This window comes from Tessaracoccus caeni, from assembly GCF_029211185.1.
Lineage (GTDB): Bacteria > Actinomycetota > Actinomycetes > Propionibacteriales > Propionibacteriaceae > Arachnia > Arachnia caeni.
In genome coordinates, this window is sequence record NZ_JARGDO010000003.1 from 214947 (window position 1) to 235497 (window position 20551).

The 20551-nt window shown below is 65.3% G+C and carries 19 protein-coding genes, 1 tRNA gene and 1 pseudogene; 9 read left to right on the forward strand and 12 right to left on the reverse strand.

Going from position 1 to position 20551, the window contains the following annotated elements:
* Positions 1-44 precede the first annotated feature (44 nt).
* A complete protein-coding gene (locus P0D62_RS04325; RefSeq protein WP_275701393.1) occupies positions 45-1943 on the forward strand; it encodes an O-antigen ligase family protein in 1899 nt (632 codons plus the stop codon).
* On the opposite strand, the gene P0D62_RS04330 is transcribed toward P0D62_RS04325, so the two are convergent.
* The 7 genes from P0D62_RS04330 to rfbB all read right to left on the reverse strand — a co-directional run bounded on the left by P0D62_RS04330 (position 1856) and on the right by rfbB (position 10265).
* The gene (locus tag P0D62_RS04330) at positions 1856-4195 is read right to left on the reverse strand and encodes a right-handed parallel beta-helix repeat-containing protein (protein ID WP_275701394.1); all 2340 of its coding nucleotides are present in this window, start codon (positions 4193-4195) and stop codon (positions 1856-1858) included. The genes P0D62_RS04325 and P0D62_RS04330 overlap by 88 nt on opposite strands.
* Before the next feature lie 162 nt (positions 4196-4357).
* On the reverse strand, positions 4358-4978 hold the full coding sequence (locus P0D62_RS04335; protein WP_275701395.1) for a YveK family protein: 621 nt from the start codon (positions 4976-4978) through the stop codon (positions 4358-4360).
* 165 nt (positions 4979-5143) lie between these two features.
* Complete coding sequence (locus P0D62_RS04340) at positions 5144-6646, reverse strand: metallophosphoesterase (protein WP_275701396.1); 1503 nt, start codon at positions 6644-6646, stop codon at positions 5144-5146.
* A 125-nt stretch (positions 6647-6771) separates the two neighbouring features.
* Positions 6772-7209 (reverse strand): adenylyltransferase/cytidyltransferase family protein, encoded by a 438-nt coding sequence (locus P0D62_RS04345; protein ID WP_275701397.1) that lies wholly within the window; start codon positions 7207-7209, stop codon positions 6772-6774.
* A gap of 179 nt (positions 7210-7388) precedes the next feature.
* On the reverse strand, positions 7389-7823 hold the full coding sequence (locus P0D62_RS04350) for an HIT family protein (protein ID WP_275701398.1): 435 nt from the start codon (positions 7821-7823) through the stop codon (positions 7389-7391).
* Between the two features lie 58 nt (positions 7824-7881).
* On the reverse strand, positions 7882-9267 hold the full coding sequence (locus P0D62_RS04355) for a sugar nucleotide-binding protein (protein WP_275701399.1): 1386 nt from the start codon (positions 9265-9267) through the stop codon (positions 7882-7884).
* Entirely contained in the window at positions 9267-10265 is a 999-nt protein-coding gene (rfbB, locus tag P0D62_RS04360) for a dTDP-glucose 4,6-dehydratase (RefSeq protein WP_275701400.1), read from the reverse strand. Before rfbB ends, P0D62_RS04355 begins: the two co-directional genes overlap by 1 nt.
* A gap of 56 nt (positions 10266-10321) precedes the next feature.
* Between rfbB and rfbA the strand changes: the two genes are divergently transcribed.
* The 4 genes and pseudogenes from rfbA to P0D62_RS04380 all read left to right on the forward strand — a co-directional run bounded on the left by rfbA (position 10322) and on the right by P0D62_RS04380 (position 14989).
* On the forward strand, positions 10322-11185 hold the full coding sequence (rfbA, locus tag P0D62_RS04365; RefSeq protein ID WP_275701401.1) for a glucose-1-phosphate thymidylyltransferase RfbA: 864 nt from the start codon (positions 10322-10324) through the stop codon (positions 11183-11185).
* A 425-nt stretch (positions 11186-11610) separates the two neighbouring features.
* A complete protein-coding gene (locus P0D62_RS04370; protein ID WP_275701402.1) occupies positions 11611-13080 on the forward strand; it encodes a sugar transferase in 1470 nt (489 codons plus the stop codon).
* 147 nt (positions 13081-13227) lie between these two features.
* Positions 13228-13914: pseudogene (gene ppk2 / locus P0D62_RS04375) on the forward strand (polyphosphate kinase 2); the annotation flags it as partial.
* Positions 13915-14146: 232 nt separating this feature from the next.
* A complete protein-coding gene (locus P0D62_RS04380; RefSeq protein WP_275701404.1) occupies positions 14147-14989 on the forward strand; it encodes an alpha/beta hydrolase in 843 nt (280 codons plus the stop codon).
* Between the two features lie 18 nt (positions 14990-15007).
* Here P0D62_RS04380 and P0D62_RS04385 read toward each other — a convergent pair whose 3' ends face one another.
* Positions 15008-16090 (reverse strand): Gfo/Idh/MocA family protein, encoded by a 1083-nt coding sequence (locus P0D62_RS04385; RefSeq protein ID WP_275701405.1) that lies wholly within the window; start codon positions 16088-16090, stop codon positions 15008-15010.
* A gap of 16 nt (positions 16091-16106) precedes the next feature.
* The gene (gene upp / locus P0D62_RS04390; RefSeq protein WP_275701406.1) at positions 16107-16748 is read right to left on the reverse strand and encodes a uracil phosphoribosyltransferase; all 642 of its coding nucleotides are present in this window, start codon (positions 16746-16748) and stop codon (positions 16107-16109) included.
* A 128-nt stretch (positions 16749-16876) separates the two neighbouring features.
* Here upp and P0D62_RS04395 point away from each other — a divergent pair, with 128 nt between their 5' ends.
* From P0D62_RS04395 to P0D62_RS04410, 4 genes are all read left to right on the forward strand, one after another.
* Positions 16877-17446: a tRNA adenosine deaminase-associated protein gene (locus P0D62_RS04395; protein ID WP_275701407.1), complete on the forward strand. Its 570-nt coding sequence runs from the start codon at positions 16877-16879 to the stop codon at positions 17444-17446.
* A 34-nt stretch (positions 17447-17480) separates the two neighbouring features.
* Complete coding sequence (gene tadA, locus P0D62_RS04400; protein WP_275701408.1) at positions 17481-17912, forward strand: tRNA adenosine(34) deaminase TadA; 432 nt, start codon at positions 17481-17483, stop codon at positions 17910-17912.
* A gap of 38 nt (positions 17913-17950) precedes the next feature.
* Positions 17951-18038, forward strand: a tRNA-Ser gene (locus P0D62_RS04405).
* A gap of 57 nt (positions 18039-18095) precedes the next feature.
* Positions 18096-18773, forward strand: a complete 678-nt coding sequence (locus P0D62_RS04410) for an HAD family hydrolase (RefSeq protein WP_275701409.1) — start codon at positions 18096-18098, stop codon at positions 18771-18773.
* Positions 18774-18796: 23 nt separating this feature from the next.
* On the opposite strand, the gene P0D62_RS04415 is transcribed toward P0D62_RS04410, so the two are convergent.
* The 3 genes from P0D62_RS04415 to P0D62_RS04425 are packed head-to-tail and all read right to left on the reverse strand — an operon-like array spanning position 18797 to position 20401.
* Positions 18797-19363, reverse strand: coding sequence for a LytR C-terminal domain-containing protein (locus tag P0D62_RS04415; RefSeq protein WP_275701410.1), 567 nt, complete (start codon positions 19361-19363; stop codon positions 18797-18799).
* A gap of 38 nt (positions 19364-19401) precedes the next feature.
* A complete protein-coding gene (locus P0D62_RS04420) occupies positions 19402-19692 on the reverse strand; it encodes a type II toxin-antitoxin system VapB family antitoxin (protein ID WP_275701411.1) in 291 nt (96 codons plus the stop codon).
* 55 nt (positions 19693-19747) lie between these two features.
* Complete coding sequence (locus tag P0D62_RS04425; RefSeq protein ID WP_275701412.1) at positions 19748-20401, reverse strand: helix-turn-helix transcriptional regulator; 654 nt, start codon at positions 20399-20401, stop codon at positions 19748-19750.
* Between the last annotated feature and the right edge of the window lie 150 nt (positions 20402-20551).

A 20551-nucleotide genomic window follows, 5' to 3' on the forward strand; every position in this document is an offset into this window, starting at 1 on the left:
AGCCGCCGCCGGTGGCTGGCCCAATACCGTGGGAGGGACTATCCGTGTCGTTGACCGAGGTCATGCAGGGCATCAAGGCTCGTTGGGCCCTGGTGCTGCTTGTCACGGTCCTCTCGATCGGTGCCGGAGCCGTGGCGGCACTCGTCGCGCCCATGGTCTACGTCGGAACGGCGACCTTGGCGCTGCGGTGGGTCGGCGCGCAACCAGGTGTCGCCGAACTCGCCAACGTGCGATATCTGGCCCGGGAGGCAGAGAGCGTTGCGGTGCTGGTCGAGCGCCCGAGCGTCGTTGAACGTGCCTCTCGGGACGTGGGGCTGGAACTGGAAACGGAGGACGCGCTGCGCGCGGTGAGCGCGGAGGTTCCTCTTGATAGCCAACTGGTCAAGGTTTCCGCGGAAGCTGACACTCCCGAGCGTGCGGCTGCGTTCGCGACCTCCGTCGCGGAGACGCTGGTCATCGACGCGAACGAGGAGGGTTTTGCCCCCGATGCGGAGGCCTTCATGGTGCTGTCCGCTGTGCCCCCGACGAGTTACAGTGAACCGCGTCTCATGCTCTATCTCATCGCCGGGCTACTGGCCGGGTTGGTCGCGGGCATCGCGGCCTCATCAGTGCTCTTCTTGTCCGAGCGCAGGACCGTGCCGGTGAGCGCGTCCGCGCGAGTTGCTCCAGGGGAGGAGCGCCGATGGAAGGCCCTGCAGACGCCGCACCTCGTGTGGGTGCTCGTCGTTGCGGCGTCGATTCCATGGAGAACGGACACCTTTTACGAGGGTGGTGCGGATCCTGTCGTCATAGCCAAGGCTGGGCTCAGTCTGGTCGCCCTGGGTATCAGCGCCTGGGCTGCATTCAGGGCACCACACAGATATCCTCTGCCGGCCACGCCGGTGCTCCTGCTACTCGTCTATGTCGCAGTTACCCTCGTGGGAGGACTAGCGAACGACGCGATCGTGCCCTCAGCGGTTGTGGCAGTCCGCGTCGCGATTCTGGCGGCTGCGGTGTGTCTGCTGGCTGTGACGACGCCGGCATTTCAACTTTTCAGGGCGCTCATTCAAGTGCTAGGTATCTCGGTGGCCTTGTCGGCGCTGAGTGGAATGCCCAGCTACTCCGGTCGTTTGTCGGGCGTGATGCCGCCGATGGTGCACAACCTTCTTGCCATGCTCACCTGCATCGTGGCGATCTGGTTACTGAGTAAGATTCTCACCGGCAAGGACACGTTCTGGGAGCTCTTCGGGCTGGGGGGCTGCCTGCTCGTCATTTTTCTTACAGGCTCGCGCACGAGTCTCGGAGCTTTTGCCGCAGCAGCCGCGGCGATGGTTCTTCGGATGACGGCCCTCCGGATGAGGACTGTGGCGTTGATTGCCCTCAGCCTCCCGGTTGTGACGTTCATCGTGCTGGGCACCAATCTGCTTCAGGAGGTGCTAACGCGGGGGGGTAACGAGGACGTCGGTAGCCTGAGCAACAGAACCATCGCCTGGAATGCGGCTTTCAGCATGGAGAGAGATGGGTGGCAGACCTGGTTCGGTCAAGGCCTCGCTCAGAAGAAGATCAGCGTTCCCGGCCAATGGTGGGACACCCAGATGCTCGACAGCTCGTGGGTTTCAGCTCTGGTTCAGGGCGGCTATCTCGGGACGGCAGTGGTCATTCTGCTTGCGACCATTACGCTGCTTCGGGCGCTTTTTGGGCCGCGTCAGGATGGTCCGCTGTGGTTCGGATTGGCCTTCTACTTGGTATTTACAGGGTTCCTGGAAAGCGGTCTTTTTGACGGAACCGTCCAGTTCATGGTGTTCCTGGTTGCGGGGGGGGGGGGGGGGGGGGGGCCCCCCCCCCCCCCCCCCCCCCCCCCCCCCCCCCCCACGACTCACCAGCGACCGAGCGTCTTGGAGCCGGCGGGGCGCCCGATGGCGGAGGCCACGTCGGCGGGCAGAGGCTCAGCGATTGAGCCCTGAGCGCTCTTCACGGAGGCGGTCAGATTCAGGTTGCTGTCGACGATGTTGGCGCCGACGTACTCCTTGCCCTTCTTCTCCTGACCGGTGGTCTTCGAGAAGTCGGAGAGCGTCGTGAAGATGTACGGGTTGGCGTTCACGTTCGCACGGGACCAGACCACGAGCCAGGTGGGCTTGGACGCGGCAGAACGTGCATAGACGTTGGAGTTCGCCGTGATCTTCATCTGCTCCGCACTGTGCTTGTTGCTGTAGTCCTCGACACACAGGAGGCAGTTCGCCGCCGTGGTCGGATGAGCCACGACGTTGTTGCGGATCGTGACGGGGCCGAGAGTCCACGGCATCGCGGGATCCGGGAAGGACACGCGCGGATCAACGGCGGCATCGTTCTTGTTGGTGTTGCGCCTGGAGTCCTGGACGATGTTCAGCGGGCGCCCGTTGGACGCGAAGGTGTTGTTCCAGATCTTGACGTCACTGGTGTTGTTCACCTTGATGCCGAACTCCTGATTCCGGGCGAACTCGTTGTCGCCGACGATGGCCTTCGCGGAGATCTCGAGGAACAGCCCTGTGCCCACGTTGTCGTTGAACTTGGACTGGCGGAAGACCGAGTTGTACACCGACATGTCCTGCCAGAACCCGTGACCATAGTTGCCGGAAAGGCTAGATGCCGTCACGATGACTCCACGGGTCTGACCGATTTTCACGCCACCAGCGACCGGGGCGATGTTGAAGCGCTCGTCGTTGTTCTTCGTGCTGAGCACCTTCGTCAGCTTGAGGTTGTCTGCGAAGCGGCCATGAATGCCCAGCATTCCGGACCCGGTGATGGTCACCTGATTGAGGGTTGTGTTCTCGCGCAGGATGCTGATACCGGTGGTGGCGGCGTCGCTGATCACGACGTTCTCGAAGGTCACACCCGGCTGCTCGACGGTGACGGAGCCCATATGGAACACCGAAGGGGAGAAGCGTCGGATACCGATGCCGCGCACCACGCTCTTGGCGCCGCGCACGTTCATGGCCTTGATGATGGTGCTCGCATCGACGGTCTTGCCGCTCGGGTTGGTGCCGATGTAGAGCTTGGAGGCGCTCTGATCGAGGTAGAACGTGCCCTCCTTGACGAGGCTCTTGCTCTTCACCTGCTGGAGGGGTGAACCGTTCACGAAGACCTGATCTGGGTGTGCGGCCATCGGGTAGGTGCTGGTGTTGACGAACTGCCAGTATGGCGTCGTGCTGTCCTTCGCGCCCTGGGTATAGGTGGGGCTGCTGTCGAAACGCGTCTTCCAGCCGTCCTTGCGCCACATGCTGCCGTCGGCCACCCAACCCGTCACGGGGGTGGAACCGTCCAGCCAGACGGCCTCCTTCGGGTAGTTCTGGATGGTCACCGTCTTCGAGATCGTCACGGTCTCCCGGTAGATGCCGCTTCGGACGACAACCGTGCCGCCCGACTTGGCGAGGTCGACACCGCGCTGGATCGTCTTGACCGGAGCCGACTGCGTACCCGCGGCGCTGTCGCTGCCGCTGGCAGAGACGAAGATGGCGCCGGACGGGACGGTGTAGGAGACGGAGCCCACCGTGAGCGAGCCGGCGTCAGACTTGGTGGGGCTCGGAGCGGGGGTAGGGGTCGGCGTCGCGGTCGGCTTGGGAGTGGCCGCGGCCGTCGGCTTCGGGGTGGCGGTCGCGGTCGGCTTGGGGGTGGCGGTCGCGGTTGGCTTGGGAGTAGCCGTCGGCTTGGGGGCCGAAGTGGTGAGGGGCACGTGGAATGCCACGCCCTCACGGGTCCACCCGGTCAGGGAGGAACCGACCGCGCTGGTGGCCAGGCGGTGCTTGCCGGACTTCTGATAGCTGTACACCGGCTCGGTACGACCGGTGATGGCTGAGGCCGACGCGTAGAAGTCGACTCCTTCGTCCACATAGCCGGCGGCGATCGCGTTCTTGAAGGTCTGCGAGCCGGCGATGGCCGCGGTGAAGTCGATCGTCTTGCTGTTCCACAGTCGATGCACGGCGGACAGGCCGCTCTTCGCCTCGAGAGATGCCTTGAAGGGCTTCCCGAGATCGGTGGTGTAGCCGTACGTCTTCTTGGCCTCGCTGACCTCGTCGGCCCAGGCCGTGACGAGGCTGACGCCTGTGCTGGGGTTGAGTATTTGGTAGATGGGAGCGGTCATGTCGTCGGCCGCGTCGGCGTGAGCCAAGGGAGTGCTTACTGCAAGTGAGATGGGGGCGAGCAGTGCAATCCCGAGAGTGGCGCGTATGAGCTTGCGCACAGTTCTAGGTCTCCTAGTTTTGGGGCCCGGGGGAGGGGCCTAGCGGGGGGAAACCGCCCAACTGGGCGGCTGTCGCTTGCTAGCAGGCGACAGCCGTTACCTTAAAACATGAGAATAAGCTGAAGCAATTCAGATTCCATTAAGGAACTGAGCCCGTACGGCTCACGGTTGCTGGGCGCGCCTCGCTTGCATCTGGTTCGCGAACGCCCCCCAGGCGAGCACGACGAGCAGCCCGATGGTGAATCCGAGCGCCGCTCCCATGGCGAGGAAGAGCAGGCGGCTAGGTGAGGTGGGCTTCGTCGGGAGCTCCGCGTCCACAGCGGTCGACAGAACAACCGGCGAGGTTTTCTCGATGGTCTCGATCTTCTCGATGAACGTGGCGAGGTGCTTTGCCGCCGAGTCGGCGAGCGACTTCGCCTCCTCCGGCGACCCACCCTCAGCGGTGACATGGACGAGCGGAGTGTCGACGGGGTTGGCAGCCTTGAGCATGGATCGCAGATCGGCATCGGAGTACTGCTCGCCGAGATCCTTTCGGACGCCGTCGAGAACTTCGGAACTGTAGATGAAGACCGGGTACGACTTTGCTCGAGCCACCGCGTACTGGGCGGCGATGTAGTTGGCGCCGGTGGTGGCGCCGGGGATGCCCTTCACGAGTTGGGTTGCCGTCGCCGTGTACGTGGGGGCGACGACCTGCAGCGCCCCCCATCCCAGCCCTACGCCGAGGACCAGGCTGAGGGTCAGTACCCACCAGCGTCGGACGACCAACATGAGCAGATCCGTCACGCGGTATTCCTCGGCCATTGGCTACTCCCCCCTCCTCGGGGCACCTAGCGGGCCCCAATCAGGGACCAAGGATAGTCGAGTGTGAATGTCCGCCCATTCTGCCGATCTACGCGTGGACGCTCCCGTCCATTCCGCACGGGAGCGTCCACGCGTAGCTTGATGCGCTCAGTTCTTGAAGTCGAAGCCCGTGAACGTCTGATCGGCGAGAATGGTCGCCTTGGTGTACGGGGCGTACACAGAGGTCGTGACCGAGCCCTTCGCGACGTCGAACTTGACGACCCGGACGGGGTTGGTGGTCTCGCTATGGAAACACTGCAGAAGGCTCAGGATCTTGTTGCCGTTGACGCCGGTATCGACGCGACTGGCCTGGGAGCCTGTGTGGCCGGACAGCACCATCTTGATGTTGGGATAGACCTTGATGAGGCTGTCGTACAGGTGCTTCGGGGACGTCGAGCCGTAGCCACCGTTGCTTCCGCCGATCGATCCATCGGCATTCAGGTAAGCGTGGGTCGACACGATCACGTTGTGATCCGGGTTGGCCGCAACGACCTTCTTCGCCCAGTCGATGGCACCCTGCCGTGGCCAGAGCTCGAGATTGAGCATCATCCACTTCTGTCCGCCGGCCGTGAAGGTGCTATAGGTGTTGTCTACCTTGCCGGCCTCGTACTGGCCCTTCACGCTCGTGAAACTGGAGAGAGGGAAGGCCTTGTTGAAGCCGGAGGTATCGCGCACCGTGATGCTGGCATCCTTGCCAGCGCACGCCGAGCCACCCTTGCACACAGCGGCGGTGTCGTGATTGCCGATCGTCAGGGCGTAAGGGATCTTGCCCTTCAGGGGCGCGAGGGCTGCCTGAGCCCGGGTGTACTGAGCGGGGCTAACGTCGCCCCAGTCGACCACATCGCCCACATGCGTGACGAACTTCATGTTCAGGGATTGCGCATTGGCGACGAGCCACTCCGAGCGGTTCTTGAACCGAGTGTCGCTGTCCGTCCACACCTCACGCTGCGTGTCGGGGATCACGCCGATGGAGAAGGTGGTTTCGGTCTTGGAGTCCGTCGCCGCGCCGCCGGTGGGGTTCTTGTTGCCATTGGTGACCGGGGGGAGCGGCTTTGTAACAGGCGGGACGATGGGCTGGGTGGTCTTGCCCGGCGCGGCGTAGAATGCGGCCGACTTGTCGGCAACCCAACCGGCCTTGACGAGGGAATCGCGATTGGCCTCGCCCAGCGCGAGCTGCGTGACCGAGTCCTTGGTGAGACGGTACACCGCAGAGGTGCATGTCGACTTGGCGCTCACACCGTAGAACTGGCGGAACTGGGCGGTGTAGCCCTTGTTCTTCATGACGGTCAGGTCCGCGCCGTCGGCAGCCCACGAGAAGTCGTGGGTCTTGTCGTTGTATACGCGCCAGACGGCGACGCGGCCTGTGTCGGCGCTCGGCGCGACCTTCATGGCGGACGAGTCGGCGAGAGCGAAGCCGTAGTTCGCAGCGCTCGTCACTTCGCCCGAGAACTGCGTGAGCAGCGACGTACCGGAATCGTTTGTCATGCGGGACAAGGTGACGGTCAGATCGGCGCAGCTTGTCTCGGCGGCGGATGCCTGTGTGGGAGCAAGCCCTGACAGGGCCAGCGGGGCGAGAACCGCGACAGCGGTCATAGCCTTCCAGAGTCTCATTTGTGGTCCTCAAGTGGGGGAGTCTTGTAAAGAACTCGCTGACCTTAACACAACCTGAGGAAAAAGAAAGTGTTTCTCAGGGAGGGCTCAGGAGGGCGACTCCCAGACGCCTTGCATCGTGCCCCTCAGTACGCGGCAAGCACCCTGCGCAGCTCGCTGGAGGAGGTTTGAGGTGTATACGGAAAGTAGTGGACCTCGACGCCGACGCTCGCCATGTCTGCCTCGAGCTTGTGCCCCTTGGCGGTGCCTCGCCAGTCGTCGCCCTTGAACAGCACGTCGAACTTGGTTCGCTCCCAGACGTCCAGCTTGTTGACCGAGTAGTCGGGCACCACCTCGTCGACGATGCCGATCGAACCGAGGATCTCCATGCGTTCTTCCAGAGGAACGATCGGGTACTTCCCTTTCATGTCGAAGAGAGTCTGGTCGGAGACCGCGCCCACGATCAGATACCCACAGTGCTGCCGTGCACGCCTCAGGATGTTCAGATGGCCGATATGAAACATGTCCCATGCGCCGGGGACGTATCCGCGAAGGCTGGCTGCGTCGGGCTCGACCTTTTTCACAGCACCGCCCCCTCGCTGCGTGCGCGCGCTCGTCTCATGCATCATTTCCCCCCGTGGAAAAGTCCGGTCGAGCGCCGGGGAGCCCGGCAATCAGCCCGGATATGAGACGCGACCCTACCACCGTTGGGCACCCGTTCCTAGGGTTTCGTGCACTGTGTAGCGGCGGCAAAGGGCGGGGCTCAGGGGCGCAGGGCGTCGCGCACCGTCTCGAGAAGGCCGGGCTGGGTCACGTCCGCGTTGGCTCCGAGCTGAGGTAGCGCGGGCCATCCACCGTCCACCCACTCAAGGCCACCGAAGTGACGTGGCTCGGCATAACGCGGCACCACATGGAAATGGAGGTGCGCGTCGACCATCATCAGCATCAGGTAGTTCATCTTGTCGGGCGCGAATGCCTCGCCCAACCGGGCCTCGATGAGCTTCGTGATGACGGCGAGATCGGCGACCTCCTCCGCGGTGGCCTCGCTCATCGACGCGCAGAAGCGCTTCAGCGACAAGACGCCGGCACCCAGCGTCGCCTGGTCGGGCCGAACCGACCAGATCCAATGCTCGCTTCGAGCGATCTCGAGTTCTTTGACCCGGAACTTCTCGGTGAACTCGGCGAGGTTCGATGTCATGGTGCCTGACTCCTTGTCTATCTGATCTATTTGAGCATCCGCTTCTCTGCGGCTGGACCTATGCCGACGCGAGATAGGCAGTGAGCCTCTCGTCGGCGGACGTCGGAACAAAACCGGCAGCCGCCAGCTTCGACAGATCGAGGGTGCTGTGCTGCGGACGAGGCGCCATCTGCTTGCCTGCCCCGTACTCGGCGGTGGTCACCTCGGTCACGTCGTCGGCGGACCGGCCGCACAGCTCGAAGACCCGCTTGGCGATGCCGGCCCAGGTCTGCGTCGGCCCCTCGCTGGTGAGGTTGTAGATGCCCGAAGGCGCCTGGCTCCGCGCCAGATGCACGATGCCGGCGGCGAGATCCTCCGTGAAGGTCAGCCGACCGAACTGGTCGGCGACGACGCCCGGCTTGATCCCGCGCTCGGCGAGCGACGCCATGGTGCGCACGAAGTTGTTGCCGTCGCCGATCACCCAGCTGCTGCGCACGATCCAATGCGTCGGGAGCGTGGCGACGAGCGCCTCGCCGGCGGCCTTGGTCTGACCGTAGACGCCGAGCGGACTCGGCTTCTCGTCCTCGGAGTGCACCTCGACCGTTCCGTCGAAGACGTAGTCGGACGAGACGTGAACCAGCGGGATCCGGAACTCGCGAGCCTTCTCGACGAGCGCGCCGAGCCCCGTCACGTTGACGCTCCAGCAGTCGCGCCGGCCTTGTTCTGTCTCGGCCGCGTCGACCGCCGTGTAGGCGGAGGCGTTGATGATCAGCCCCACCTGCGACCAGTCCACCGCGTCGAGGGTCGCCGGGTCGGCGAGATCGACGTCCGGACGGGCCAGCGCGATGGCATCGGGCAGTTGCGCCCGCAGCGCCCGGCCCAGCTGTCCGTTCGCCCCGACGATCACCGTCGACGGCGGCGCCATCGGGGTGACGTCCGCCAAGCGCGGATGGTTCTTGTCGGCGTCGGACACCTCGGCCAGCGGCAGCGGCCACGGGATGCCCGCGGTCTCGTCCTCGAGGTTGAGGAAGGTGTAGGAGGCAACCGCCTGCTGGCTCCAGTGGCGGTTGACGAGGTACGAGTAGACGGTGTCCGGCTCCAGAGCCTGGAATCCGTTGGCGACCCCCCGCGGCACGAAGACCGCGGAATCGACGCCCATCTCGTGGGTCACCGTCGTGCCGAAGCTGGGGCCGGGGCGAAGATCCACCCAAGCGCCGAAGATCCGGCCCTTTCCGATCGAGACCAGCTTGTCCCAGGGCTCGGCGTGCAGCCCGCGGGTGGTGCCCGGGGTGGCGTTGAAAGAGACGTTGTTCTGCACGGGACCGAAATCGGGCAGCCCGAGGCCGACCATCTTCGCACGCTGCCAGTTCTCCTTGAACCAACCGCGCGCATCCCCGTGGACGGGGAGATCGATGATCAACAGGCCCTCGATGGCGGTCTTCCTGACCGCGAGCGGGCCCGCCATTACTGACCTGACTTCGCGTACTTGGCCTCGGTGGCGGCCTTCATGGGGCGCCACCACGCCTCGTTGGTCTGGTACCACTCGATCGTCGCGGCAAGACCCGACTCGAAATCGGAGTACTGCGGCCGCCAGCCGAGTTCGTCGCGCAGGCGCGTCGCGTCGATCGCGTAGCGCATGTCGTGGCCGGGACGGTCGTTGACGTGGTCGTAGGCATCGGCCGACTGCCCCATCAGCGACAGGATCAGCTCGATGACCGACTTGTTGTCCTTCTCGCCATCCGCGCCGATCAGGTAGGTCTCGCCGATCTGGCCGCGGTCGATGATCTCCAGGACGGCGGCGTTGTGGTCGTCGACGTGGATCCAGTCGCGCACGTTCAGGCCTGCTCCGTACAGCTTGGGGCGCTGGCCGTCGATCACGTTGGTGATCTGCCGCGGAATGAACTTCTCCACGTGCTGGTAGGGCCCGTAGTTGTTGGAGCAGTTGCTGATGGTGGCGCGGACGCCGAAGCTGCGCACCCAGGCGCGCACCAGCAGATCCGAGCCGGCCTTCGACGCCGAGTACGGGCTGGAAGGGTTGTACGGCGTGGTCTCGGTGAACTTGGCCGGATCGTCCAGTTCGAGATCCCCGTAGACCTCGTCGGTGGAGATGTGGTGATAGCGCTTGTCGTGCCTGCGCGCGGACTCCAGCAGCTGGTACGTCCCGACGAGGTTCGTCTGGATGAACGGCGAAGGGTCGTTCAGCGAGTTGTCATTGTGGGACTCTGCAGCGAAGTGCACCACGATGTCATGGTCGGCGACCAGCCGGTCCACGAGTGGGGCGTCGCAGATCGACCCCTCCACCAGTGCGAACCGGGACTCGGGCAGGCCGTCGAGAGACGAGCGGTGCCCCGCGTAGGTCAGCGCGTCGAGAACGGTAACGGAATGGTCTGTGTGTTGGAGGACGTGCCGGACAAAGTTACTGCCGATGAACCCGGCCCCCCCAGTGACGAGTAGCTTCGACATAGCACGGGAGTCTAGACGGACACGCAACCGAGAGTCCACGTGAAACAATGGCTGCCATGCGCGGCATCATTCTGGCCGGTGGCTCCGGCACACGGCTTCATCCCATCACGCTCGGCAGCAGCAAGCAGCTCGTTCCCGTCTACGACAAGCCGATGATCTACTACCCGCTTTCGACGCTGATCCTCGCGGGTATCTCCGAGGTACTGATCATCAACACCCCGCACGAACAAGAGGCCTTCAAACGGCTGCTCGGAGACGGCTCGCAATTCGGCATCTCCATCAGCTATGCGGTGCAGCCCGAGCCCAAGGGCTTGGCCCAGGCCTTCACCATCGGAGCGGACTTCATCGGAGATGAGTCGGTCTGCCTCGTGCTCGGCGACAATATCTTCTACGGCCAGGGCCTGGGCACCCAGCTCGGCAAGTTCCAGAACCTCGACGGCGCGGTGGTCTTCGGCTATCACGTCGCCGATCCCACCGCCTATGGCGTCGTCGAACTCGACGACACGGGTCTGGCCATCTCCATCGAGGAAAAGCCGGCCCGCCCCAAGTCGCACTACGCCGTGCCGGGTCTCTACTTCTACGACAACCAGGTGGTGGATATTGCGCGCAACCTGGCCCCGTCGTCTCGAGGTGAGTACGAGATCACCGACGTGAACCGGGTCTACCTCGAGAAGCGCCAGCTCAAGGTGGAGGTGCTCCCCCGCGGCACGGCCTGGCTCGACACCGGAACCTTCGACTCGCTCAACGACGCCAGCAACTTCGTTCGCACCATCCAGGCGCGCCAAGGCCTGCAGGTCGGCTGCCCCGAGGAGGCTGCGTGGCGTCTGGGCTTCCTCTCCGACGAGGCGCTTGCCGAACGCGCCGAGGCGCTGTCCAAGTCGGGATACGGTGCCCACCTCGCCTCTCTTCTCGCTGAGTAGGCGCGGAGCGGGATCTCTTCTCGCTGTGCTCTGAGGATCCGCCCGTGCGTGACTGAAACAAGGTCGCGTACGGGCGGATCTGCTTTTGTGGCCGTTGGATCGACGAGCGACCGAGGCCACCCGGGGACCAGCAAGACTACCCGCGGGTAGGTTTGTGCCCCATCTTGGTTGGGAAAGTGGGTAGATTGCCCCCGATCGAACCGCCATTGGTGCGAGATCTGATGTCGCACTAAGTATTCATACTTAGATTGAGGGGCGTCGAGGGTGGCCGAAGGTCGTAGAAAATAGTTCGACGTTTGGCAAAAAAGTTGCGATTTCAACTGGCGTGAGCGTAGGGAACGTGAGATGCTACTCAAGTCGAACGCCGACCTGGCCAAAAGTCTAGGGGGGACGGGGTCGGTGAGAAGAGGATTGGGGGATCCAAAATGGCTGAGATCAAGGTGTCGGCAACCTACCTACCACTTGTGGAGCGACTCACGTCGGTTTCCACGACAACCAATGTGCTGCGTTCGCAGCCTTTGCAGCGTTTTGTGCTCTGGCTGATGGACATCGTGGCAGTCGGCTTGGTTTTCCTGTTTGCGATTCAGATGATGCAGAGCTTCCACCCCGTTCCGCTGAACGCCAACGTGCTCGCGATGAGTGCGACCGCGCTGGTGCTGTGGTCCGTGATGCTGTGCAGCATCGGCGCCTACTCGCTCAAGCACACTCGCGCAGGGGCGCTCGAGTACAAGCGGGCGATCAACGCGACGGTGCTCACCGGTGGGCTGATCGGGATCGCCTGCTACCTGCTCAACTACGACTACCCGCGTGGGCTGTTCGCGGCCTGGATGATCGGGGGGATCATCCTGCTGGTTGCGATGCGTTGGTTCCGCCGACAGATCATGCGCTTCCTGCACTCCCGTGAGCTGTTCGTGACTCCGGTGGTCGTGGTGGGTTCCAGCCATCACGTCGACGAGATCGCGATGGTCCTCAAGCGCGAGGAGTGGACCGGTTACCGTCTGCGCGGCGCCGTCGTCGACGATTCCGGAAAGGCCACGGCCATGGGGCTGCCGGTGCTGGGGCGTCTGCGTGAACTGCCGGCCATCATCGACGCCACTCGGGTGCCGACCGTGATCTTCGCGGAGGGCTCCTTCCAGTCGTCCGATGAGTTCCGTCGCCTGGCCTGGCAACTGGAGCAGTCCGACGTGCAGATGATCCTCGCCCCGACCCTGGCCGATGTCAGCGCCGAGCGCCTGGAGTTCCGTCCCGTCGCCGGCCTGCCGCTGGTGGACGTCGCTCGTCCCCGGGCCATGAAGTCGCTGCGTTGGTTCAAGCGTGCGGTGGACATCGTCGGCTCCGGCGTGCTGCTGGTGGTGGCTGCTCCGATCCTGGCCATCACGGCTCTTGCGATCAAGCTCGAAGACGGCGGCCCGGTGCTGTTCCGGCAGCGCCGCGTGGGCCTGAACGGCAAGGAGTTCGACTGCCTGAAGCTGCGCAGCATGTGCACCGACGCCGAGGCCAGGCTCGCCGCGCTGCAGGCCCAGAACGAGGGCGCCGGCGTCCTGTTCAAGATGAAGGACGACCCGCGCATCACCAGGGTCGGCAAGTTCATCCGTCGCTACTCGATCGACGAGCTGCCCCAGCTGTGGAACGCCTTCATCGGCGACATGAGCCTGGTGGGCCCGCGTCCCGCGCTGCCCCGCGAGGTTGCTCGCTACGACTTCGACACCCGTCGTCGCCTTCACGTCCGCCCCGGCCTGACCGGCCTGTGGCAGGTCTCCGGCCGCTCCAGCCTCTCCTGGGAGGACACGGTTCGCCTCGACCTGTACTACGTCGACAACTGGTCGCTGGTCCAGGATCTGATGATCCTGCTGAAGACCTTCCGGGCCGTGTTCGGGAAGTCGGGCGCCTACTGATCGGCCACGCCGACACCACTGATCCGTTTTGTGGCACCATCTGGGGGAAACTCCGGCTGGTGCCACAAGGCTGTTCCGGGCGTTTTCTTCCTAACGGATAATGCAAAACTCCTGCGGGACTGGCGTCGGTGGCCTTACCCTTCCCCCATGGCGAAAAAGAAGAAGATGGACAGGGCCCTGTACGAGGCCGAACTGCATCGCCTGCAAGCCGAACTCGTCGAGATGCAGGAGTGGGTCAAGTCCACTGGCGCCCGCGTCGTCGTCATCTTCGAGGGCCGCGACGCTGCGGGCAAGGGTGGCGCGATCAAGCGGATCACCGAATACCTGAATCCCCGCATCGCGCGCGTCGTGGCGTTGCCGGCACCGACGGAGCGTCAGCGCACCCAGTGGTACTTCCAGCGATACGTGGAGCACCTCCCCGCCGCCGGCGAGATCAGGCTCTTCGACCGCTCCTGGTACAACCGTGGCGGAGTCGAGCGTGTGATGGGCTACTGCACGCCGGAGGAGCATCGTCGCTTCCTGCGTCAGACCCCGATCTTCGAGCGGATGCTCGTCGAGGACGGGATCATCGTGCTGAAGTACTGGTTCTCCGTCTCGGACAAGGAACAGCTCAAGCGATTCAAGTCGCGTCTCACCGACCCGATGCGGCAGTGGAAGCTCTCGCCCACCGACCTGGAGTCGATCACCAAGTGGGAGGACTACTCGCGGGCCAAGGACGAGATGTTCGTGCACACCGACATCGACTCCGCCCCGTGGCACGTCGTCGAGTCGGAGGACAAGCGCGCGGCGCGGATCAACATGATCCACCACCTGCTCAGCTCGATTCCGTACGAGCGCATCGAGCGACCCGAGCTGGTGTTCCCGAAGCGGCCCAAGTCGACGGGGTACCGGCGCACCGAGCGGAGCCTGCAGCATCAGGTGCCCGACTACGCCGGCACGCTGCCCCCCGACCCCGGAGAGGACTACCAGGATCCCGAGGACGAGGCGCTGAACGGCAACGGATATAGCGAAGTGGACGTGGAGCTGGATCTGGACATCGCCGTGGCGGAAGGCGCTGAGCCAGAGAATGCGTAGCTTCTCGGTCGAGTTCAATCCCGACCGCGACGTCACACTGCACGCCAGTCTGTTCGACCTGCCACGGGCCGACGAGGATCCGGGCTCGCTCGAGTACCCCCGTCCGGCGGTCATCGTCTGCCCGGGCGGGGCCTACCGGTTCCTCTCGCAGCGGGAGGCGGATCCTGTCGTCGTCGCGTTCCAGAGGCACGGCTTCCACGCCTTCACGCTGCGGTACTCGGTGGGCGAGCATGCGGTGTTCCCCAACCCCGCCGTCGACGCCGCCCGCGCGGTGCGGTGGGTGCGCGGGCACGCCGAGGAGCTGGGCGTCGACCCCAACCGGATCGTGATCCTCGGCTTCTCCGCGGGAGGACACGTCACGGCGCTGCTCGGCACCTATTGGCACCGGGAGGAGCTGGTCGAGGCCGAGCGCGCGGAGTATGAGGACCTGGTGGCGCGCGGCGTCGACGCCAACGCCGGGCTGCTCGAGCACAGCTCCCGGCCCGATGCGATCGTGCCCTGCTACGCCGTCTTCAGCCTCGACTGGACGCCGATGAAGGACGGGCTACAGGACATGCTCAAAGAAGACTGCATCGCCGCGGTCACCGACCAGGTGCCGCCGGCGTTCGTCTGGACCACGGGCGAGGATCCCGTGGTGCCCGCGACGCAGTCGCTGCGCTTCGTGAACGCGCTCTCCGAGGCCGGAGTGCCCTTCGAATACCACCACTTCGCGCGCGGGCCGCATGGTCTGGGCGTGGCGGATGCCACATCGAATGCCGACCGCAGCCAACTGCCGGAGAATGCCGGCGCCTGGGTGGATCTCTGCGCGCGCTGGCTTCGGGCCACCCTGCGATAGATCGTTCTCCGACGCCGGTCAGGCGGAAGGCGCCCAGGGGCGGGCGTGCGCGCGTTCGACGGCGCCCGTCGTGATCGCCCGTTGCATGAGGCCGGCGAGGTACTGGTCCTCGCAGGCCTCGTCGATGCCGTAGAAGGGCGTGCCGGAGTCGACGAGCCGTCGCATCTCGGTGAGCACGGTGCCGATCGCGATCTCGTCGTCAGAGAGCCGTGCCGGTGCCAAGGGATTGCGGTAGACGAGATCATCGCCCAGCGCGATGCCGCGAAGGTGCAGACCGTCGAGGTCGCCGTCGGTGCCGGTGTGGTCGCGCTGCAGCTGCTGGCGGACCGGATGCGCGGGGGCTCGCATGTAGGTCACCTCGTCGTTGCAGAGCTCTCCTCGCTCGCCGCGGATCGCGAGCCGGCGCGACCGGATGGGGGAGAAGTACTGCTCGCCCGTGAAGTCGTAGAGGCCTGTTGTGCCGTTGTCGAAGCGAAGCTCCGCGCGCACCCGTCGCGCGGTGGTGGCGACCAGTTCTGGCGCCCATCCTGCGCGGCCGAGGGTGCCCACGACGGGCTCGTCGATCGCGCTCGCCCGGATGCTGACGGGGGAGAACCCGGTGCCGAGGATCCGGCGGATCAGGCTGACGCCGTGATAGTCGTGCGCCACCGAGACCTCGGCGGTGCCCACCGAACCCAACAGTCCGCTGTCGGCGACGGCGATCCGGGCCGCATGGGAGGGCTGGTAGCGGTACTGCTCAGCGCTCTGGATGGGCGCGGTGGCCCAGCGTCGGTACAGCGCGGCCAACTCCTCGGTGCTCGCTGCCAGCGGTGTCTCGACGAGCGTCGGCAATCCGGCATCCAGGCTGAGCGTCAGCAAGTCCGAGACGAGATCGCGGGGAACGCACAGCACGACGTAGTCGAACCGTCGCGCGAAGAACTCGCGCTCGGCGGTGGTCGACGGCAGGCCCCAGCGGCGAGCCACCCGCTGAGCCGTCGCGTCGCTGCGACAGAACACGCCGTCGATCGAGAACAGGTCGGGTCTGGCCTGGGCGACGGTGAAGTAGGCGTCGGAGCGCCAGCCGGCCCCGACGAAGCCGATGCTCGCCGGAGCGTCGGTCACGACCTTGTCCCGAGGCTCACTCGGCCAGGCCGTAGAGGCGATCGCCCGCGTCGCCGAGGCCCGGCACGATGTAGCCCATCTCGTTGAGCTTCTCGTCCACCGCCGCGACGAAGAGCGAGCATGGCACGCCCAGGTCGGAGACCAGCTTGGTGAAGTTGTCGATGCCCTCGGGGGCCGCGAGCAGGCAGATGCAGGTGATGTCGTCGGCGCCGCGGTCGACCAGGAACTTCACGGCCTCGCCAAGGGAGCCGCCGGTGGCGAGCATCGGGTCGAGCACGTAGCACTGGCGTCCACGCAGATCGACGGGCAGGCGCTCGGCGTAGGTGGTGGGCTGGAGGGTCTCCTCGTCGCGGATCATGCCCAGGAAACCGACCTCCGCGGTGGGCACCATGCGCAGCATGCCGTCGAGCATGCCGAGGCCGGCGCGCAGGATGGGCACCACCAATGGCGCGGGTGTGGCCAGCCGGGTTCCGGTGGTGGGGGAGACCGGGGTGACGATGTCATGCGGCTGGACGCGCACGCCGCGCATGGACTCGTAGGTCAGCAGGGTGACCAGCTCGTCGACGAGCTGACGGAAGATGGGCTGTTCGGTGTTCTTGTCGCGCAGCAGCGTGAGCTTGTGATCGACCAGCGGATGAGTGACGACATGCAGTTCCACGGCTCAACTCTGTCATACCGACGGGCCGGTTTGCGGGTGTGGGCCGAGGTTGGGGTGGGGGCTGTGTCGGGCGGTGATCCGTGGGAGGATAGGAGTCGTGGTCGTCTACCGGAGGAAGGGAGAGTGCAATGGACGCCTTTGACGAGGATGCCGAGCCGTTCGATCTCACCGATGATCTGGAGGACGACGCCGACGACGACGAGTACGACGACCTCGAGGAAGCCACCGAGGACGACGTCGACCTGGTGGTCGCGCTGTACCGAGAGGACGGCCAGGCGGTTGCCGTGCCGCTCGAGGTGGAGTTGGCCAACGACCTGGACGAGCTCATGGAGCAGCTGCGTCGACTCCCCGGCGATTCCGGTGCCGACGGTTGGGTTGCGATCGGCGGCGACGTGTTCGTGATCTGCCGCGTGCGCGGCCGCACCGTCGAGGTGCTGCTCAACGATGTGACGGCGGCGCTCGACTGGCCGATCGCTCGCGATGTTGTGGACTATCTGGGCGAGGACGTGGCCGAGGACGACGACCCTGCCCCCATCGGCGATCTGGAGATCTACGCCGCAAGTGGTCTAGGTGCCTTCGAGATGGAGGCCATCGTCACCGACTACGAGGCGGACGCCTACGATCAGCTCGCCGCGATCGCGCGCAAGCTGCGCGTCGAGGACGAGTTCTTGGCCGCCGCCGACGAGTTCGGCGGCTGACGGCCTCACCGTGGGTACCCGTTGGCATGGCGCCATGCAGCGCGCGCTGGCGGAGGCTGAGGCCGCGCCCGATCACGGCGATGTTCCTGTCGGCGCCGTCGTGCTGGATGCCGACGGTGCGGTGCTCGCCGTCGCGCACAACGAGCGAGAACTGCACGGCGACCCCACAGCGCACGCCGAGGTGCTCGCCATCCGTCGCGCCGCCGAGGCGATCGGGGAGTGGCGTCTGGAGGGCTGCACGCTCGTTGTCACCCTGGAGCCCTGCACCATGTGCGCGGGAGCGATCGTGGGCGCTCGCGTCGGTCGTCTGGTGTTCGGGGCCTATGACGAGAAGGCTGGTGCCGTCGCGTCGCTGTGGGACGTGGTTCGCGATCCCCGGCTCAACCACCGCCCGCTCGTGGTGGGCGGCGTGATGGCGGAGGAGTGCGCGCGCCCGCTGGACGCCTTCTTCGCCGCTCGTCGCTGATTGGCCAACGTCGCCCCGGGCCTTGTAAGCTAGCCGACGGTGACGTGTCTGAGCGGCCGAAAGAGCTCGCCTCGAAAGCGAGTGTGGGGCAACCCACCGAGGGTTCAAATCCCTCCGTCACCGCCAAAAATTCGGACCTCCGTATGATTACGGGGGTCCGAATTTTATGTAGGGTGCAGAGGCGTGACTGCTTGCCGATTCGCCGCCGTGCTCTTCGATTGCGACGGGGTGCTCGTCGATTCCGAAGCCATCACCCTCAGTGTGTTGCGGGAGATGCTGCACGAGATGGGATGGCCGATCTCGGTGGAGGAGTGTCACCGACGGTTCGTCGGCACCGCCTTCAAGGACGAGTGGAAGGTGATCTACGACCACACCGGCGTCGCCATCGATGACGAATGGATCGTCGGCTTTCGAGCCCGTCGCGACGTGGCGCTGCGGGCGCGGCTGACGCCGGTGCCCGGGGCGGGTGACGCGGTGCGGGCCGTCGTCGAGGCAGGCATCCCCGTCGCCTGCGTCTCAGGTGCCGATCGCCACAAGGTGGAGATGCAGCTCGGGATCGTCGGGATCAGGGAGCTGTTCGGCGACCGGATCTTCAGCGGCGTCGAGGTGCCGCGTAGCAAGCCCGCTCCCGACGTCTACTTGGCCGCCACCACGGCGCTTGGCGTCGATCCTGCGGCGTGCGCGGTGGTGGAGGACTCCCCGCCGGGGGTCCGTGCGGGTGTGGCCGCCGGCGCGACCGTCTTCGGTTTCGCGGGTGACGGGCCCACGTATCAAAGCCCGGAGAAGCTGCTCGAACTGGGAGCAGCCCGTACCTTCACGTCGATGAGCGAACTGCCGGGACTGCTCCTGGAACAGGACTGACGGGAGCGCCCTCTCGGGATCCGCTACTCGCCCTCTTCCTTCTCGGTGGGCTCCGTCGATGCGGACTCGCTGGCCGTAGGTGTGGGCGTGGTGCTGGACTCGGGGTCCGGCGGCACGCACAGGCTGCCCGTCTCAGACTCGACCTTCTTCAGCGGGCCCTCTCCGAACCCACCCCAGTCGGATCCGACGAGCACGTCGACGGTGCCGTCCACTCGCTGGTCGTTCTGGATCTCGGCGCCGCCGAAGTAGCTGGCTGTGAGCTCCAGCGCCGCCTGGTTCTCGGCGTTGCCGCGGATCACCGTGTTCTTGACGCGCTCCTCGGTGTTGCCGGTGGTGAGGATCTGGAATCCGGCCGTCTCCAGACGCTTGGCCGCCTTGCCCGCCAACCCGGTGGTGAACCCGCCGTTCAGGATCCGCACCGACACGTTCTCCGGCTTGATGACGTCGATGGGCTGCGTCACGCACGGCGTCGGTTCTGGGGTCGGCAACGGTTCGGTGAGGTTGCGCCAGCCCCATTGGGCCGCCCACAGCAGTGTGACGAGCAGCGCGAGCAGGACGATGGGCGTCGCGATCAGCCGGAAAAGACGCACGCGGTACCTGCTTTCTGGATGGCCATGGTGGGTCGGTCCTACAGTTCCAGCACCCGGGCGTGCATGGTCTGACGCTGCTGCAGGGCGGCGCGCAGCGCACGGTGCAGCCCGTCTTCGAGATACAGCTCGCCCTGATAGGACACGACGTGGGCGAACAGGTCGCCGTAGAAAGTGGAGTCCTCCTCCAGCAGCGCCTCGAGGTCCAACGTGCGTTTCGTCGTGACGAGTTGGTCCAGCCGCACCTGGTGTGGGGCAATGGACGCCCATTGGCGCTGCGTGTACCTGTGGTCGGGGTACGGGCGGTCCTCGCCGACTCGCTTGAAAATCACGCCCCTAGCCTAGGGCATCTCTCCTAATGGGGGGACGACCTGTGCCACGGAAGGGCTATCGTGGCGTCTTTGCCGCGGGCTTATCCACGGGAACGAGGGCCAGCGTGCACGTGGGACCGACCTTCAGGTCGCCCGTCGTGAGACGGGATCCGCTGGTGTCCAGGTAGCCCTTGACCATGCCTTTGTGCAGGGCGCAGACGGCGCGCAGATCGTCGCCGTCGATGTGGGCTGAGCGATAGGGGCAGTGGTCGAACCAGATCTGCTCGCGCGCCACGGTGGGGGCGAATCCTTGTTCGGCGAGGATGTGCGCCAGGCTGTTCAGGATCCCCTGCTCCTCATCCGGACGGCCGTGCTCCCTGCCCCACTCGTAGCCAGCCTGCTCGGCGAGCTGGGTGCCGTCGACCTTCTCGACGAGGAAGTTGCGGATCAGGATCTGGCAGAGGTTCGAGAGGTGCTCGGGCGTGACGTTGGGCGACGCCGCGGTGGCCCGGTACACGAGCTTCGGTCGTCCGGTCTCCCCGGTCAGCAGCTTGTCCCGAGTCACGTAACCGTGTTCGGCGAGGCTGTCGAGATGGAACCGCGCCGAATTCTTGTGGATCCCGATGTGCTCGGCGATCTCGGACACGGACATCGCGCCGACCGACTCTTGAAGAAGCTTCAGCACCTTGGCCCGCGTCGGTCCCAGGCCGTGCCCAGCCTCGTTGCTCATAGGCCGATTGTGTCACTCCAACCGGCCGATGAACGCGTCGCCCCCCGCTAAGAACGGATTTGCCCCCAATGGCTTGGGCAAATGCCGCTGGAATCCGTGCGGCGGCGACGCTGGATCGCCCGAAGTGCCTCTCCTCAGTCAGCCTGCTTC

Excerpts from the sequence above, each read along its gene's own strand:
- P0D62_RS04355 (WP_275701399.1), bottom strand. The coding sequence starts at position 9,267 with ATGGCGGGCCCGCTCGCGGTCAGGAAGACCGCCATCGAGGGCCTGTTG.
- P0D62_RS04395 (WP_275701407.1), top strand. The coding sequence starts at position 16,877 with ATGGACGCCTTTGACGAGGATGCCGAGCCGTTCGATCTCACCGATGAT.
- P0D62_RS04425 (WP_275701412.1), bottom strand. The coding sequence starts at position 20,401 with ATGAGCAACGAGGCTGGGCACGGCCTGGGACCGACGCGGGCCAAGGTG.
- P0D62_RS04370 (WP_275701402.1), top strand. The coding sequence starts at position 11,611 with ATGGCTGAGATCAAGGTGTCGGCAACCTACCTACCACTTGTGGAGCGA.
- rfbB (WP_275701400.1), bottom strand. The coding sequence starts at position 10,265 with ATGTCGAAGCTACTCGTCACTGGGGGGGCCGGGTTCATCGGCAGTAAC.
- P0D62_RS04350 (WP_275701398.1), bottom strand. The coding sequence starts at position 7,823 with ATGACATCGAACCTCGCCGAGTTCACCGAGAAGTTCCGGGTCAAAGAA.
- rfbA (WP_275701401.1), top strand. The coding sequence starts at position 10,322 with ATGCGCGGCATCATTCTGGCCGGTGGCTCCGGCACACGGCTTCATCCC.
- P0D62_RS04340 (WP_275701396.1), bottom strand. The coding sequence starts at position 6,646 with ATGAGACTCTGGAAGGCTATGACCGCTGTCGCGGTTCTCGCCCCGCTG.
- P0D62_RS04380 (WP_275701404.1), top strand. The coding sequence starts at position 14,147 with ATGCGTAGCTTCTCGGTCGAGTTCAATCCCGACCGCGACGTCACACTG.
- tadA (WP_275701408.1), top strand. The coding sequence starts at position 17,481 with ATGCAGCGCGCGCTGGCGGAGGCTGAGGCCGCGCCCGATCACGGCGAT.